Here is a 13767-nt window from a genome sequence, read left to right on the forward strand (position 1 = left end):
TTTTCATCTAAATATTTTTGATAGAGGCACGATACAAGGTAGGTGACATCCCTGTATGCAGCTTAAACTGACGACAAAAAGCACTATGGTCGGTATAACCACAGCGCAAACCAATTTGAGTAATGGGTAAATCTGTGGCCAATAGTTCAGTTGCGACTTGAAGACGAATTTTGCTAATCATTTGCCGCGGCGTTAAATGGTATATTTTTTTGCAATAGCGTTCTAACTGAGCCACCGACACACCAGCAATTGCGGTCAAGTGTGCCAACGTAATCGTTTCGGCATAATTCTTTTTAATATATTCCTCAACCTGAACCATTTTATAAAAAGCAGGATGTGTATTTTCAGGCACATTTAAATCATTAGAAATACCCGCTATTCCTACTAACTTTCCATCCGCATCAAATAAAGGTTCTTTATAAGTCAAACACCAGCCCGACTGGTTCTTTGCATATAAATGCAGTTCTAATTGCTCTGTTAACTTTTTACCACGGCGAATGACTTGCAAGTCTTGAGATGTATATATTTTTCCAAGAGAGTGAGGAAAGACTTCTTCCGAGGTCTTTCCAAGTAACGCAGTTTTATCTTTTAGACCACAGCGATTTACCAATGTTTGATTAACAAAGACATAGCGTGCTTCAGTATTTTTGATGAAAAATACCACCGAAGATAAAGCATCAAATAATGGTTCAATACTTTCCAGATTTTTTAAGAAATCTTCCAAAGTTGTGGTTAGTTTCGGAATTTGAACCAAAGTCATGAGCTAGAGCGGGCAAAGTAATAACTTGTCTACTCTAGAACATTTCATTTTTGATTTAAAGGAGAAGTAGACATCTCCATGAGGCTTTTTACACGGGTAGGAAATAATGGTGGTCGAGAGTTAGGTAGCTGCCAATCAAACAGGCAGGCGGCAGCTGTTGCACAAGTGCTTCCCTGACATGCTCCCATTCCACAACGGGTATGTAATTTTGCATCAATCCAACTACTACGCTCGGCAACCTTATCAAAAGTCACATCTTCACATCGACAAAAAATAGTTTCTGGACGAGCAAGCGTTTTTAACTCCGTACGTAATTTGAAGCTTTTCTCAAGGAGATGCGCAAATAATCGATACCGTTGTCTGTGAGCAAATAATTGACTGGCTTTTTCATTTTGGCCTATAGCTGCATAACCTGCGATGCTACCTTCAACCATCGCCAGCTCACTTCCGCCAAAACCTGTACACTCACCTGCTGCCCAAACCTGCGGCTGTGATGTAAGTTGATAATCATCGACCGTAATCGCATTGTCCTTAATTTGACAACCCATTAACTGGCCTAATTGAGTATTCGGTACTAAACCAAACCCACATGCGAGTCGATCACACTCAATTTCAACAATTCCTTTCGGCGTTTGTAGTCTTACTCGTTCAAGACGCTCCTGACCAATCGCTTCAATCACATAACTGTCAGGGTGATATAGACGATAAGGTAAAGATAATGCCTGTATTATTTTTGCAGGCCAGCGCCAAAGTTGTAGTGCAAATTTACGAACGGAAGATGAAGCTGCCTGTTCAGCAACATAGAGAACTTGAGCACCTGCTTTTTTTGCAGTATCAGCACTTGCTAAGAGTAATGGTCCGGAACCAGCAATCACAACACGTTCATTTTTTACAGGTGTACCTGCTTTAATTAAAGCTTGTAAACCACCTGCACCCGTTACTCCAGATAAGGTCCACCCAGGAAAAGGTAAAAATAGTTCTCTTGCACCCGTACACAATATAAGCTGGCGATAAGACAAATTTAGGCTGTCATGAGGTCGCTCAACGAGTAATTGGCCTACAAAAGGTGCAGCGACAATCTTGGCACCAAACATAAATTCAATATTAGGATAAGCCTTGATTTGTTGATATTTCTGCTGCGCCATTTCAGGTACAGGAAAAATCGGTCCAGCACGCCAGATTTGACCGCCCGCCTGTGGGTTATTATCTAATATTAAAATTCGCCCACCACTCTCGGCGGCCACAATAGCAGCTGATAACCCAGCAGGGCCTGCTCCTACAACTACTACATCGTATTGTTTTTCCATTATTGTGTTTCCACCTTCATGTCTTGCTGGCACAGCGTCTGACAAGCAAGCACTCTGAGTCCATTAATATTGACACGGCATTCCTGACAAACTCCCATTCCACAAAATGGAGTACGTTTTTCACCACAAACAGATAGACGACTGTAAGACTTTGCTTGTGCTAAAGCAGCAGCAACACTGGTGCCCTCAATCACAGAAACTGATTGTCCGTTAATAAAAAGCTGAATCATCTATGCAGCTCCTATAAAACGATGAGGTAAAAAAGGTTCAGGATCTATATCAAAAGTTAATCCACACACATGGGAAGCAATAAGTCTTGCTGTACCTGTCGCAGTGGTTACACCTAGTCCTTCATGACCAACCGCTAAATAAACCGATTGAAATGCAGGATGTCGTCCAATAACAGGAATGCCATCCGGAGTAGCTGCACGAAAACCAGTCCATGCCCGAATAACATTAAGATCAGCCAAAGCTGGAAAATAATCAGCAGCCTCTTTAAGCACCCGAGTAAACACTTCTGGCTCTACAGTTGGATCAACCGTATTGAACTGACGAGATGACCCAATAAATAGCTGACCTGTCGGTCTAGGTTGAATATTACAAGCGACTGAAATTCCACTTGTCGCTTGAGTGCTGGCTGCATAAGCCAAAGCCACTAACGTATGTTTTACATTTAATTCGGGATAACGGTCGGTAATAGCTAAATGACCTTTTTTAGGTTCAATCGGTAACTCTGGAAAAAAATCTGTCGCATGAATGCCGTTTGCTAAAACAATATGTGCTGCTTCGAGCCATGTTCCATCACTTAACTGAACCCGATTTTCTTCAATATGAATAACTTTAGCTTGTTGAACCTGAATCTTTTGCGGGAATTGTTTTAACAACCATTCAGCAGCACAGGGTGCATACAAAATGCCATCATCAAAAACTTCCAACCCACCGTAGAGACCATGCTTTAAGTGAGGTTCAAGCTGACGGATTTCCTCTGCATTTCGAAGTTGGCAACGGACACCTTGTGCAGTGAGACGTTGATATTTTTCTTCGGCAATCTGCATTTCTTCTGGGCTACTTGCCAGCCATAAAGTTGGTGTTTGGCGATAGGCACATTCTTCTGAAAGCTCGTGCCCTAATTCATGCCACAACTGAACTGACCAATGGCTAAGCTTTAATTCGGCGTCCAAGTCATCCATAATGACCAAATGCCCCATGCCCGCAGCTGTTGCCCCACCGATACGAGCATCCAAAACTTGCACATTTAACCCTTGCCGAGCCAATTCATAAGCACATGCCGCACCTACAATGCCTGCCCCAATGACGATGGCATCGGTTCTCATAGCTGAATACCCCAAGCAAATGGGTCATTTTCATCCATAAATAAAGTTGCTTCGGCACTCATGTAAGCTTCACCACGAATGGTTGGAATAACATATTCCCCTGCTTGCTCATAAGAGGCAATAAACTGGCTACCGATAATGCTGGCTTGTTTCCATAACTTTCCTGGTTCAAGTTTGCCATCTGCAGCTAAGCAAGCAATTTTCGCACTCGTTCCGGTTCCACATGGTGAACGGTCATAGGCCTTGCCTGGGCAAAGTACGAAATTTTTACTGTCCGCTTCGGCGTCACTTGCAAATAACTCAATATGGTCAATTTCTTGTCCATCTTTACCAGTTATTCCTTGTGCCGTAAGCGCCTGTCTGACTGTCCACGCATAGTCAGTCAGTTGATCCAAATTATCACTTGCAACACTTTGATCATGGTCATTAATCAAGAAGAACCAGTTACCACCCCATGCAATATCACCAGTAACTTTTCCATATTTTTCAACATCAACTTCGACCGCTTTTTTATAACGATATGCTGGTACATTTCGTACACTAACTGAATGATCTTCATGTAGTGTTGCTTCAACATCACCGACTGGAGTTTCAATTAAATGTGTACCTACTTGTATTTTTCCCAAGTGTGCTAACGAAGCCACTAAACCAATCGTGCCATGACCGCACATGCCTAGGTAGCCCGTGTTATTAAAGAAAATAACGCCCGCGCTCGCTTTGGGATTCACTGGCTTACACAATAATGCGCCAACCAACACATCATTACCGCGCGGCTCTAACATGGTTGCTCTACGGAAATGGTCATATTGTTCTGATAATATTTTTCGGCGGCTTTCCATATCTCCTGTGCCTAAATCAGGAAATCCTTCAAGTACTAATCGTGTTGGTTCACCACCAGTATGAGAGTCCAAAATTTTTACTGTTTTCATAGAAGTATCCTTACATTTTTTTCTAGGATGACTGATCTCAAAACAGCAAGCTTGATCGTTTTCTTATGAATCGATGACGAAATCAGCATAGTAAAAACTTGCTTCATCTAAAATAAAGACAAAAAAATTAGGCCATTGGCCTAATTTAAATAACACTGAAATGATTAAGAATGAAGCGCTTATTTTTTCACATTTTTATGGTGAGGTAGATGTTCATAAAGTGATTGGCAAACACCATTAATATGCTCTTCAATTAATTTAACCGCTAAATCAACATCTTTGGCTTTGCAGGCTTTCACGATTTCTTTGTGTTCATCATTTGCACGTGATTTGCCTTCTGAAACATTCATTTGTAATCTTAAATATCGCTCAATTTTATCGTAAATAGAACGGATTAATCCAAGCATATAGGGCCGTTGTGCCGGTTCATAAAGGCATGCATGTAACTGCCAATTTAGTGTGGTCCAGCTTCCAATATCCATGTTATCGATAAAGGCATTACAAATTTCATCTGCCTTTTTATAAGTTTCTTCCGTCATATTCGGCACGGCGAGCTGAATCAGCTTCGTTTCCAACATCACTCGGACTTCAAAAATCTGTGCCAACTCTTCTTCAGAGATGCGGGTCACAATTGCGCCACGATTTTTTATAAACTCAACTAAGCCTTCAGCTTCAAGTTGCTTTAAGGCTTCACGTACGGGAATTTTACTGACATTAAAAAGTTTGGCAATTTCATCCTGACGAATCGGTTCGCCTTCAGCAATATGCCCTGCAATAATTGCTTCTCTAATATATTTGACAATAACTTCAGATACCGAAGGCATTGCACCAAGATTTGATACATTAAAAGATGGTAGCGTCACGAATATTCTCTTAACCTCAAAATATGACACAAATAAAAGGATGATAGTTTTTATTCATCCGCCATAATGAAATCATTGCTTTTCAAGCATTATTTTCGGCACGGCTTACCTTTAATTCAATGCTGCTAAAACTCATTTTCTCTATTTATTGGAGCTAATAATTTTTAACTGCATTAATAGCTAAAGTATACTTTATACCATTTAATTCACAAAACTATTATTAGACTATGCTGAAATCGTCATCATTTTATTGTATCCAACCAAGCAAATCATAATAAATAGCAGCATACTACCCTGTTCTCTTGATGGGTAACTGTCAAAAAGATTCCTATCCGTTTAGCTAAGTTATTGCCTGCAAGATAAATTTTTTATCTTGTAAAAATCATGCTGCATAAAACTTTTAAAGTTTGAGTCACTTCATATGAGTACGCCAACAGAAGCAAAATTTTCCCTGAATTATTATACGGGTTTCTTATCTGTACTATTTGCTGCTTTTCTATGGGGTACAGCAGGTACAGCGGCATCTTTTGCAAAAGGCATTAGTCCACTTGTAATTGCTACCATTTCCGTGGGCTTCGGTGGATTAATTCATACATTTTTAAGCTTAAAAGCCATTAAAAAAAATTACCAAAAACTATTTAACTATAAATCCCAAGTTTTTATTGCGGTCATTGTTTCAATTCTTTGTCCATTTGCATTTTATTCATCTGTCTCTTTGGCTGGTGTTTCTATTGGCACCGTGATTTCTATTGGTTGTGCGCCTTTGTTTTCAGTGCTTTTGGAATGGATTTTAGATAAACGAAAACTTTCTTTAAAATGGCTCATCAGTTTTATTCTCGGTTTTTTAGGAATTATTTTACTCTCTTATGCAGGTGATCATGCGCAGCACCAAATCGTACAATCTGATCGTATTTTAGGGGTATTTTTTGGCTTACTCTCTAGCCTGAGCTATGCAACATATTCTTGGATAATGAGAAACCTAATTCGTCAAGATGTCGACTCAAGAGCTGCCATGGGAGTGATTTTTGGTATCTCTGCAGTGCTTTTACTACCTACATTATTCTTTACGGCACAAAACCTTTTTGTTTACCTAACTAACATTTGGGTTGCGATTTATATTCCGATTGTTCCTATGTTTTTAGGCTATTTATTTTTTAGCTTTGGTCTTAAACGAATTCCAGCAAGTCAGGCTATGACACTAGCTTTGGTTGAGATTCCAGTTGCAGCATTATTAGCAGTTGTTGTAGTGGGTGAAAGTTTAACAATGCATAGTTATTTGGGTTTAATTCTCATTTTCCTATGCGTTATTGTTCTGACCAAAAAGTAATTCATAGAAATAAAAAAAGAGGCTCAATTGGTAGCCTCTTTTTTTTATGAATACTTACTTAGATTTCAGCTGACCAGTTACGGTACCAGGTACGGAATAACTCATACTGAGTTTCAACATATTTACGTTGCGATTCGCTCAATGCATCAGTCTCGTTAAAGTGTAAGGTATATTCTTTATCTCCGTTAAGTACCATTAAGTATTTATAGTAAAGAACAAGATCCGTTCCTTCGTCAAAAGATGATAAAACTTCTAATGCGCTTGATAACTCTTGTGCTAAGCGACGGGCTTTTGCATCACCTGCTGCAGCTTTCTTACTAAGGTCAACCAACAGTAAAACTTCTTTAGGTAAAGCATTACCAATCCCAGTAATCGCACCAGTTGCATTACAATTGACGAAACCATGGAAAACTTGAGTGTCTACGCCAGCCATTAAGGTAACTGAATCATCTTGTGAAGTAATGAACTCAGCTGCGTAACGCATATCGGCAGCGCCACCAAATTCTTTAAAACCAATTAAGTTTGGAAACTCACGGCGTAATTCAAAAAATAAATCTGCACGAGTTGCAAATCCATAATATGGACTATTGTAAATCACCGAAGGTAAGCTTGGAGCTGCTTTTAAAATAGCAGAAAAGTGAGCTTTTTGTGCAGTTGGTGATGCCCCGCGTGACAGTACACGTGGAATAACCATAAGCCCTTGTGCACCTACCTTTTCTGCATGAGCTGCATGAGAAACTGCTTCTTTTGAATTAACTGCACCAGTACCAACAATTGTTGGAATGCCAGCAGCAACAAGTCGTGCTACACCTTCTTGGCGTTGAGCTTCTGTCAATAAAGGCCAATCACCCATAGAACCACAATACACTACCGCACTCATGCCAGCTTCAATCAGCTCATGCCCTTTTTTCACAAGCGCGTCAAAATCTGGCTCACGGTTAGGAGTACATGGAGTCATTAGCGCCGGGATACATCCTGTGAAGATATTACTCATAATTATTCCTCAGTAATACAAATAAAACTCTTGGTAGTCGTACTTTCGAGTTAATCCATCTCAAAAGTTATGGAATGGGATTAATAGCTGCTTAATCATTCTTCATATATCGTATACGATATACAACAAAAAGAATAGTCTTTCCCTTTAAATTCTTTAACTTAATAAAAATTCATATAAATCAAATAGTAATTTCATTTATATAATTAAAGATAAGATTCATCCCATATTTTTTTAAAAAATTGAATCTAAAAAATTTATGAAATTTAAAAATTAGTGCTCAGAATAGAAATTAAATCTGAGTTTATAGGTGCTTAAGAAACGACCACGAAACATTAGCCATTAGTCGCACCTCCCTATTTTTATTCATTTTTGCTGGTAAAGTGCTTTACATGGTTTGATACAACCTACTTAACTCAGATGCATAATTCACCTGTTCTTGCATCTGATGTTTTTCTGCCTCTAGTCCGCTAGGGGCTTTTTTTATTATTGATTTAAATGCTGATATATTAAATTTCTAGACATAATTAAAGACAAGAAAAATGAATCGAATTTTCAAATTAAGTATTTTAAGTTTTCCGGTTTTATTGTTAAGTGGTTGTATTGGCTGTTATAACCCGACAGGCTGTAACCGTGATACTTCGCCTTATTTCTATACAACACAAATCACTCAAATCAAAGGCGTAACAGTTCCTGTTGGAACAAAACTAGTTTATAAATCTCAAAAGTCCAAACAGAAAGATGAGCAAACTGCCCCCCTTAAAGAAGAACATATAACAGGAATAAAGTTACCAAAAGATAGCGCTATGCTTTGGGGAGGAATGCCCACCAATCATCTCCTTCAATTTGCTAACTCTGAAATGCAAGGATTTACAGCCTACCGAGCACAAGAAGCTCCCGCTGTATATTCCAATCAATTTTTAAAACTCTGGAAAGAATGTGATAGTGATTTAGATATCTCGATCAAAAATAAAAATGACTGGAGCTTTAATCCCGCAAATATGAAAATTATTGGATGTGGAATTAACTATCAAGAAAGAGCTTCATACAACACCAACAATCCAAGCCAAGATAAAGTTGATATTTTTCTCATCAAAATTAATCAGGCTTTGCAACAACTGCCTCAACAAAAAGAGTATCCAGTCATTCATTATTCCCAAAATTAAAGTCATAAAAAAGCCTGCTGAAATGCAGGCTTTTGTACTTCAAGATTTGGTTTAGCAAACTTTAATTAAACAAATTAACCACAAGTTGCCTGAGTAATTTTCTTAGAAGCAGGATCAATAGTAACTGTAACTCGGTTTGTACGATAATCCATTGTCATTGGTTGACCTGGAGCTACTGTGCGCACAATTTCTGATTTAGTTTTTTGTTTAATTTGATCATCAGTCAGGCCAGATCGCCCCACTAATTTTTGAGCTTCTTCTGCTACACAGTTCGCTTGGTTATCACGGAATAATTTCCATTCTTCAACAACTTGGCCATTTGGTAAATGACAATACCCCACCTGACCATTTGCTTCATTTCTAATTTCTAATTTCCCACCTTGTTCAACACAATATTGACTAGCTGGGTTTGGTGAACCAATTTTTGGTGGAGTTGAATCTTTATGTTGTACAGACGAACAAGCCGTTAACGAAACAAGCGCTAAGCCAAGAAAGATAGTTTTTTTCATAATTTTTTGCTTCTTACTAAAAAAACTAAAGATATCAAAAAAATTCATGTTTCATATGACTTGTTTACAATAAAAAACTCACTTGAATGTTCTAGAAAAATAAATTTAATTTATTGGAAATTAAGATGTTCCCAATTAAAAGCCATTTTTGAACTATTCTATTCAGGTCTTTCTAAAATTCGGGCCCCTGATCCGTCTTGTCCTAAAATATCTTCAGGATTTCTTAATGGACATTGCTCTAATGATAAACAACCACAGCCAATGCACCAGTCCATTTCATCTCTTAATCGAGTTAATTTTTGAATTCGATCATCCAAATTTTCTCGCCAATGACTCGATAAATCCTTCCATTGCTTAGCTGTTAATTTGCTACCAATAGGATACTGACTTAAAGCTTCTTTAATCTCATTTAAAGGAATACCTACCCTTTGAGCAACTTTAATAATCGCAATGTATCTTAAAATAATTAAGGGATAGCGACGTTGATTACCATTGGTTCTTATACTTTTTATAAGTCCTTTCGCTTCGTAAAAATGAAGGGTTGAAACAGGAACCCCGCTCCTTTTTGCAACTTCACCCACAGTCAAAACTCGACTAGGGTCACCTTTTTTATTTTCACTCATCACAATTGACCTCAACTTTACTTGAGGTTTATAAGAGTACGTCTTTGTTTTGTCAAATAAATAACACGGGTTTTGTTATATGTATGTGCCGCTTTTATCAAGCTATAGTTCTTATCTGTAAAAGCAAAAGACAAAAAAATGGATCTGATGATTAATCCAGTTCATTCTATAAAATAACTTGCTATCAGTTAAATTTAAAAAATTAGTTTTGTAGAGTACACGGACATCCACAAATCCAAAACATGTTGTAAACAAAAGGCATTGGGGCGCCTAATGGATAGACTTTAATTTGCTCGATCTTATAAGTTTTTTTACGTGATTCAATGTGAAGTATATTATCGTGACGTGCAATCACAATTCCCTTTTTATAGAATTTTTTCCTTTCATTCTTTGCATCAAATTTATATACCAAAAAGTAAACTTTTTCTCCTACGCTAATCTTTGAATGATTAACCATAATGTAACCGTTACAATACTTACATTGCCAATCTTTCATATCTCAAATTATCACACGCTTAAATTAAAAAAACACACTGAATTTTATAGTATAAATTTATTAAAGATATAAATCTAAAGAAATACTTTAATTGAAAAAATAAGGTTTATTTGTGACACATATCACAATAAAAACTTAAAATTATATTCAGATACATCAATCACTTATCAAAAAATATTTAAGGTTTATTATTTTTTAATATATAAAATCTACCCATAATTTATTTAATCATATAGTATATTTAATAATAACTTTAAGGTTAATTATAAAGATGACTTCAATATTTGGCACAATATTTATTTCATTATATTTAGCTTAATATTAAAAATATTAATAGATAACATTAAATTAATTTCACAGTAAAATTGAAAATAATTCATTTCACATTATATAAAAAATAAATATATAATGAATTGCATTACAATTTAATTTTTTTATTATGTCAACTCAACGTTTAAAATTAGAACTTCCATCTGGACATGATCAATTATTACTTCACTCCTGTTGTGCTCCTTGTTCAGGAGAAGTTATGGAAGCATTGATTGACTCAGACATTAAATTTTCAATATTTTTTTATAATCCTAATATTCATCCAGTAAAAGAATATCTCATCCGTAAAGAAGAAAATATTCGTTTTGCCGAAAAGCATAATATTCCGTTTATTGATGCAGACTATGACACTGACAATTGGTTTGCTCGAGCAAAAGGTATGGAAGATGAACCCGAACGTGGTATTCGTTGCACCATGTGTTTCGATATGCGATTTGAACGAACTGCCCTTTACGCATATGAACACGGCTTTAGTCTCATCAGTAGTTCGCTAGGAATTTCTCGCTGGAAAAATATGGCGCAAATCAATGACTGCGGAATTCGTGCTGCTGCACACTATCCTGAAATTCAGTACTGGGATTACAACTGGCGTAAAAACGGTGGCTCAAGCCGTATGATTGAAATCAGTAAACGAGAAGAGTTTTATCAACAAGAATATTGTGGCTGTGTATATTCTTTAAGAGATACTAATCGCTGGCGTATGGGTAATGGGCGTGATCGTATTAAACTGGGTGTTAAGTTTTATAGTAATGCCATGGAAGAAGATTAATTTTTATTTCTCTTTAAGAATTAATTAAGTTATTCGGAACTATATTTATTTTTGATAAAAAAACGGCCACATCTGGAGAATGTGGCCAAAAGGTGTACTAAATAAGCTTTGATGTAGTTAGATTAATTGTGCTAGCTTAAAATAATATTAATTAAAATTAACTTTTAAAAATTTTAATAATATCTCTATTTTCATATAACCAATTGATCATCATAGAAATTCGTATTTAAGCATTTAAAGAATGATTAAATTTATCTAAATAACAAAACTTAGGCTATTACTTTTCTTGTAAATATTGTTCAATTTTTTGAATGTTTTCAATAATTTCATTAGGTGTGTGGGCCGCATAGCCAAAAAGTACCGCGCCCTTTTTGTTTGGCATCTGACAATATCTTGATAATGGCTGAACAGCCAAGTTTAGAGCTGAACACTGATCAATAAATTCTTGCTCTGTCCACTTACCTTTTAACCAACACACTGCATGGATACCTGAATCTGTGGGTTGAACACTAAGCACATCTGAAAGATGCTCATCAATAGCTTTAATCAATGCTTGTTGGCGCTCATAGCAAGCTTTTCGAACTTTGCGTACATGCCGAGCATAGTGGCCTTTTTGTATAAATTGAGACAAAGCCACTTGCTCTAAATAAGAACTTCGAACATCGGTATAGTATTTGGCTGCACTAAATGTTTCGATTAATGCTTCAGGCACAACCATGAATCCTAACCGAAACTCTGGAAACATCATTTTGGTAAAAGTACCAGAGTAAATGACTCTTTGCTGCTGATCTAAACCTTGTAGAGCTTGAATAGGATGTGTGCCGTAGCGAAATTCACTATTATAGTCATCTTCAAAAATCCACTTCCCTTGTTGAGATGCCCAATCAAGTAACGAAAAACGGCGTGTGAGACTTAAGGTCCCACCTACAGGAAACTGATGTGAAGGCGCTGTATAGACCAGTTTGCTTTTTGAATAACGATGAATAATGTCATAGACTTGCATTCCCTCTTCATCACTTTCAATTAAATTTACCTGCGCACCAAAACTTCGGAAAATATTAAAAGCTGCGTCATAACCTGGTTCATCTAAACACACCTCATCATTTGTTTGAAGTAAAGCATAGGCTGTTAAATGAATAGCTTGCTGTATCCCATTTACGATAATAATTTGCTCTTCGTTGCAGTTCAGCCCTCGGGTGGAGCGAACATATTCACAAATTGCCTGACGTAGAGGCAGATAGCCACGCGGGTCGTGAAATTGACCAAGCTGATAATACGACTGCCGCCAAGCTTGATTTAATAACTTTCCCCAAAGTTGATGAGGAAATAAATCAACACAACCTACACCTACATGGAACATTTTTTTCTTTTGACTTGACCACGACTGCTCTCGCCATGAATCCAATAAAGCTTCAATATTCGGATTAATATTTAAGGATTGATGATTATTTTTAGACGTTTTTTCTGAATTTTCTTGAACATGTATTAACTGATCTGGCACAACCTCAGCAACATAGGTACCCGAACTTGGTTTGGTAAATAAATATCCCTCATCAAGTAATCGTTCAAGAGCTGCCAATACAGAGTTTCTTGAAATTGACATCATCTCTGCTAGGGCACGACTTGAAGGTAATTTTGTTCCAGCAGATAGTCTTCCATCTAAAATAGCATCACGCAAAGCCGAATATAGCCCATCTTTAATCTGACCTTTTGGCAAAATCAAATGTGGGAAAGATGCCGAAATCGAAGCTGCCATAACAAACTGGTACTGTAAAAAATATCAAAAGTGTACCTTATAAAAATACCACTATCAAAACTACACTCTAGTTGTCCATTTTCCATTACTTTAAAATAGAGTGTAATTATTATGCAAAATCAAGATATTCAAATCATCCCTGTTCAACAGCAGGACTATTCACAATGGGAAAAATATTGGCTTGCTTATCAAAATTTTTATCAGGTAAATTTACCTCTTCATGTCACAAAAGTGACTTGGGAACGCTTTTTCGATGAAAATGAACCCGTTTATTGTGCTGTTGCCAAACAAGGTGAGCAAGTTTTGGGAATTGTGCATTATGTTATTCATCGTTCAACATGGGCAGAAGATAATTATTGTTATTTAGAAGACCTCTATGTTTCACCCGAAGTTCGTGGACAACACATTGGTAAGCAACTTATTGAATATGTGCAGAAGCAAGCAATTGAACACAACTGTGACCGTTTATATTGGCATACTCAAGAAACCAATCTAACAGCACAAAAGCTTTATGACTGGATTGCACAAAAACCAGGGATTATTGAATATCGTATGCCTTTGAACTAAAGAAGTAAAAACACCAAAAGTTGGAGTGCTTTTGGTG

At 37.0% G+C, this 13767-nt stretch carries 15 protein-coding genes; 4 read left to right on the forward strand and 11 right to left on the reverse strand.

All coding sequences use genetic code 11. The features are described 5' to 3' along the window. Positions 1-7: 7 nt before the first annotated feature. The 6 genes from QLG01_RS17770 to QLG01_RS17795 all read right to left on the reverse strand — a co-directional run bounded on the left by QLG01_RS17770 (position 8) and on the right by QLG01_RS17795 (position 5193). Entirely contained in the window at positions 8-760 is a 753-nt protein-coding gene (locus tag QLG01_RS17770) for an AraC family transcriptional regulator (protein ID WP_151767353.1), read from the reverse strand. A 44-nt stretch (positions 761-804) separates the two neighbouring features. After that, positions 805-2067, reverse strand: a complete 1263-nt coding sequence (locus QLG01_RS17775; protein WP_282497071.1) for an FAD-dependent oxidoreductase — start codon at positions 2065-2067, stop codon at positions 805-807. Then, on the reverse strand, positions 2067-2297 hold the full coding sequence (locus QLG01_RS17780; RefSeq protein ID WP_000615330.1) for a (2Fe-2S)-binding protein: 231 nt from the start codon (positions 2295-2297) through the stop codon (positions 2067-2069). The genes QLG01_RS17775 and QLG01_RS17780 overlap by 1 nt, the downstream gene beginning before the upstream one ends. Continuing rightward, positions 2298-3401, reverse strand: a complete 1104-nt coding sequence (locus QLG01_RS17785; protein WP_005304089.1) for an FAD-dependent oxidoreductase — start codon at positions 3399-3401, stop codon at positions 2298-2300. After that, positions 3398-4330 (reverse strand): 4-hydroxyproline epimerase, encoded by a 933-nt coding sequence (locus QLG01_RS17790; RefSeq protein WP_282497072.1) that lies wholly within the window; start codon positions 4328-4330, stop codon positions 3398-3400. The genes QLG01_RS17785 and QLG01_RS17790 overlap by 4 nt, the downstream gene beginning before the upstream one ends. Before the next feature lie 179 nt (positions 4331-4509). Then, positions 4510-5193, reverse strand: coding sequence for a GntR family transcriptional regulator (locus tag QLG01_RS17795; protein WP_000174668.1), 684 nt, complete (start codon positions 5191-5193; stop codon positions 4510-4512). A gap of 421 nt (positions 5194-5614) precedes the next feature. Between QLG01_RS17795 and QLG01_RS17800 the strand changes: the two genes are divergently transcribed. After that, positions 5615-6520, forward strand: coding sequence for an EamA family transporter (locus QLG01_RS17800; protein WP_282497073.1), 906 nt, complete (start codon positions 5615-5617; stop codon positions 6518-6520). A 58-nt stretch (positions 6521-6578) separates the two neighbouring features. On the opposite strand, the gene QLG01_RS17805 is transcribed toward QLG01_RS17800, so the two are convergent. Then, positions 6579-7514: a dihydrodipicolinate synthase family protein gene (locus QLG01_RS17805; protein ID WP_004793151.1), complete on the reverse strand. Its 936-nt coding sequence runs from the start codon at positions 7512-7514 to the stop codon at positions 6579-6581. 542 nt (positions 7515-8056) lie between these two features. Between QLG01_RS17805 and QLG01_RS17810 the strand changes: the two genes are divergently transcribed. Further along, complete coding sequence (locus QLG01_RS17810) at positions 8057-8680, forward strand: hypothetical protein (protein ID WP_282497074.1); 624 nt, start codon at positions 8057-8059, stop codon at positions 8678-8680. A 74-nt stretch (positions 8681-8754) separates the two neighbouring features. On the opposite strand, the gene QLG01_RS17815 is transcribed toward QLG01_RS17810, so the two are convergent. The 3 genes from QLG01_RS17815 to QLG01_RS17825 all read right to left on the reverse strand — a co-directional run bounded on the left by QLG01_RS17815 (position 8755) and on the right by QLG01_RS17825 (position 10308). Continuing rightward, positions 8755-9189: an I78 family peptidase inhibitor gene (locus QLG01_RS17815; protein ID WP_151821938.1), complete on the reverse strand. Its 435-nt coding sequence runs from the start codon at positions 9187-9189 to the stop codon at positions 8755-8757. Positions 9190-9347: 158 nt separating this feature from the next. Beyond that, entirely contained in the window at positions 9348-9815 is a 468-nt protein-coding gene (soxR, locus tag QLG01_RS17820; RefSeq protein ID WP_151821937.1) for a redox-sensitive transcriptional activator SoxR, read from the reverse strand. Positions 9816-10014: 199 nt separating this feature from the next. Further along, positions 10015-10308 carry a hypothetical protein gene (locus QLG01_RS17825; protein WP_005304072.1) on the reverse strand — a complete coding sequence of 98 codons (294 nt, stop codon included), beginning with the start codon at positions 10306-10308 and terminating at the stop codon, positions 10015-10017. A 439-nt stretch (positions 10309-10747) separates the two neighbouring features. Between QLG01_RS17825 and QLG01_RS17830 the strand changes: the two genes are divergently transcribed. Beyond that, positions 10748-11407, forward strand: a complete 660-nt coding sequence (locus tag QLG01_RS17830; RefSeq protein ID WP_151822146.1) for an epoxyqueuosine reductase QueH — start codon at positions 10748-10750, stop codon at positions 11405-11407. 277 nt (positions 11408-11684) lie between these two features. Here QLG01_RS17830 and QLG01_RS17835 read toward each other — a convergent pair whose 3' ends face one another. Beyond that, positions 11685-13163, reverse strand: coding sequence for a PLP-dependent aminotransferase family protein (locus tag QLG01_RS17835; protein WP_282497075.1), 1479 nt, complete (start codon positions 13161-13163; stop codon positions 11685-11687). A gap of 111 nt (positions 13164-13274) precedes the next feature. On the opposite strand from QLG01_RS17835, the gene QLG01_RS17840 reads away from it, so the two are divergent. Further along, positions 13275-13730 (forward strand): GNAT family N-acetyltransferase, encoded by a 456-nt coding sequence (locus QLG01_RS17840; protein ID WP_005304063.1) that lies wholly within the window; start codon positions 13275-13277, stop codon positions 13728-13730. The last annotated feature ends 37 nt before the right edge of the window (positions 13731-13767 follow it).

It is taken from the genome of Acinetobacter sp. V89_4 (assembly GCF_029967875.1).
Classification (GTDB): Bacteria; Pseudomonadota; Gammaproteobacteria; order Pseudomonadales; family Moraxellaceae; genus Acinetobacter; species Acinetobacter oleivorans.

Coding starts and splice junctions, on each gene's coding strand:
- QLG01_RS17770 (WP_151767353.1), bottom strand. CDS start 760: ATGACTTTGGTTCAAATTCCGAAACTAACCACAACTTTGGAAGATTTC.
- QLG01_RS17775 (WP_282497071.1), bottom strand. CDS start 2,067: ATGGAAAAACAATACGATGTAGTAGTTGTAGGAGCAGGCCCTGCTGGG.
- QLG01_RS17780 (WP_000615330.1), bottom strand. CDS start 2,297: ATGATTCAGCTTTTTATTAACGGACAATCAGTTTCTGTGATTGAGGGC.
- QLG01_RS17785 (WP_005304089.1), bottom strand. CDS start 3,401: ATGAGAACCGATGCCATCGTCATTGGGGCAGGCATTGTAGGTGCGGCA.
- QLG01_RS17790 (WP_282497072.1), bottom strand. CDS start 4,330: ATGAAAACAGTAAAAATTTTGGACTCTCATACTGGTGGTGAACCAACA.
- QLG01_RS17800 (WP_282497073.1), top strand. CDS start 5,615: ATGAGTACGCCAACAGAAGCAAAATTTTCCCTGAATTATTATACGGGT.
- QLG01_RS17805 (WP_004793151.1), bottom strand. CDS start 7,514: ATGAGTAATATCTTCACAGGATGTATCCCGGCGCTAATGACTCCATGT.
- QLG01_RS17810 (WP_282497074.1), top strand. CDS start 8,057: ATGAATCGAATTTTCAAATTAAGTATTTTAAGTTTTCCGGTTTTATTG.
- QLG01_RS17815 (WP_151821938.1), bottom strand. CDS start 9,189: ATGAAAAAAACTATCTTTCTTGGCTTAGCGCTTGTTTCGTTAACGGCT.
- QLG01_RS17825 (WP_005304072.1), bottom strand. CDS start 10,308: ATGAAAGATTGGCAATGTAAGTATTGTAACGGTTACATTATGGTTAAT.
- QLG01_RS17830 (WP_151822146.1), top strand. CDS start 10,748: ATGTCAACTCAACGTTTAAAATTAGAACTTCCATCTGGACATGATCAA.
- QLG01_RS17835 (WP_282497075.1), bottom strand. CDS start 13,163: ATGGCAGCTTCGATTTCGGCATCTTTCCCACATTTGATTTTGCCAAAA.
- QLG01_RS17840 (WP_005304063.1), top strand. CDS start 13,275: ATGCAAAATCAAGATATTCAAATCATCCCTGTTCAACAGCAGGACTAT.